Raw genomic sequence first — 1,723 nt, 5'->3', positions numbered from 1 at the left:
CGGCAGCGGATGCCGCGCCAGCCGCGCCCCGCTGTCTGGAAGGTGGCGCTTACTTGGCCAGGTCGGCTTCGGTGGTGAAGGCGTCGGCGTAGAACTCGTCGGCTGGCAGCTGGCACAGTTGCACGAAATCGCGGTTGGCCGACTCGACGACGATCGGTGCGCCGCAGGCATACACTTGATAAGCGGACATATCCGGCAAGTCGGCGATGACGGCCTGGTGCACGAAGCCCGTGCGGCCTTCCCAGGCGTCTTCCGGCTGGGCGTCCGAGACGACGGGTACATAGGTGAACTGCGGCAAGTCGGCAGCCCACTGGCGGCACAGCGCATCCATGTACAGGTCGTGCGGCCGGCGACCGCCCCAGTACAGGGTGATCGGACGCTGTGACTTTTCGTTGATCATGTGCTCGACGATGGCTTTCAAGGGGGCAAAGCCCGTGCCCGAGGCCAGCAGCACGACGGGCTTGTCGGAATCTTCGCGCAGGAAGAAAGTGCCCATCGGGCCTTCGAAGCGCAGGATGTCGCGCTCTTTCATGCTGCCAAACACCTGGTCGGTGAACAGGCCGCCTGGCATATGGCGGATGTGCAGGCTCACGGGGCCGCCTTCGACGGGTGCGCTGGCCATGCTGTAGCTGCGGCGCTTGTTGTCGCGCAGCATGATTTCGATATACTGTCCGGCGCGGTAGTGCAGGCGCTCGCTGGCTGGCAACTGCAGGGTCAGCACGACGACGTCGGGCGCGACTTTCTCGATGGTGGTCACGCGCGACGGCATTTTCTTGATCGGGTAGTCGCTGCTGCCTGCCACTTCGCGCGCCTGCACCACCAGGTCGCCCTGGGGCACGGCGCAGCACAGCAGCGAGTAGCCGGCCGTTGCTTCATCTTCCGTCAGGGAGCGTGCCTGGTATGGCTTATGCTGTACGCTGCCGGACACGATCTTGCCCTTGCAGGAACTGCAGGCGCCGCTTTTGCAGCTATACGGCAGGCCCACGCCTGCGCGTATCGCCGCCGACAGGACGGTTTCGTCCGCTTCACAGCTGAATTGGTGGCCGCTGGGCTGAACAGTAATTTGAAAAGTCATACAATCCTTGAGATGAAAAATATGTTAATGCACTCTTTGCGCAAGCCGGTGGGCTTGCCGCGTCTGCTGATCCTGGGCTGCGGCGACGTCGGCATGCGGCTGCTGCCCCTGCTGCGCACGCGTTTTCGCGTCTTTGCCGTCACCAGCCAGCCGGTGCGCTGCGCGCAGCTGCGGGCGGCCGGCGCCGTGCCCATCGTGGCCAACCTCGACGACCGCGCCAGCCTGAAGCGCCTGGCGGGACTGGCGACGATGGTCGTGCACCTGGCGCCGCCCCTGTCATCTGGCTTGCTGGACCGGCGCACGCGCAATCTGGCCGCCATTTTACCCGAGCATGCGCGCATGGTGTATGTGAGCACCAGCGGCGTGTATGGCGATTGCGCGGGTGCCTGGGTCGATGAGACGCGGCCGACGGCGCCGGCGAATGCGCGCGCGAAGCGGCGTGTGGACGCCGAACAGGTTTTGCGCGGCTGGGGCGCGCGCCGCGGCGCCAGCGTGGCCATCCTGCGCGTGCCCGGCATTTACGCGGAGGACCGCCTGCCCCTGAAGCGCTTGCGCGAAGGCACGCCGGCCCTGGCCGCAGGCGACGATGTCTACACCAACCATATCCATGCCGCTGACCTGGCGCGTATCATCGAGCGGGCCTTGTGG

General features: G+C 65.8%; 2 protein-coding genes. One reads left to right on the top strand and one right to left on the bottom strand.

Features of this window, described 5'->3' with window-relative positions:
* Positions 1–49: 49 nt before the first annotated feature.
* Positions 50–1,075, bottom strand: a complete 1,026-nt coding sequence (locus K0F85_RS21660; protein WP_219117987.1) for a CDP-6-deoxy-delta-3,4-glucoseen reductase — start codon at positions 1,073–1,075, stop codon at positions 50–52.
* Positions 1,076–1,087: 12 nt separating this feature from the next.
* On the opposite strand from K0F85_RS21660, the gene K0F85_RS21655 reads away from it, so the two are divergent.
* On the top strand, positions 1,088–1,723 hold a 636-nt coding region (locus K0F85_RS21655; protein WP_257572957.1), incomplete at its 3' end, for an NAD(P)H-binding protein.

This window comes from Janthinobacterium sp. UMAB-56, assembly GCF_900095265.1.
Taxonomy (GTDB): Bacteria; Pseudomonadota; Gammaproteobacteria; order Burkholderiales; family Burkholderiaceae_D; genus Janthinobacterium.
Note: the sequence above shows the minus strand (reverse complement) of the source record. Positions and strands in the feature narration are given on the sequence as shown.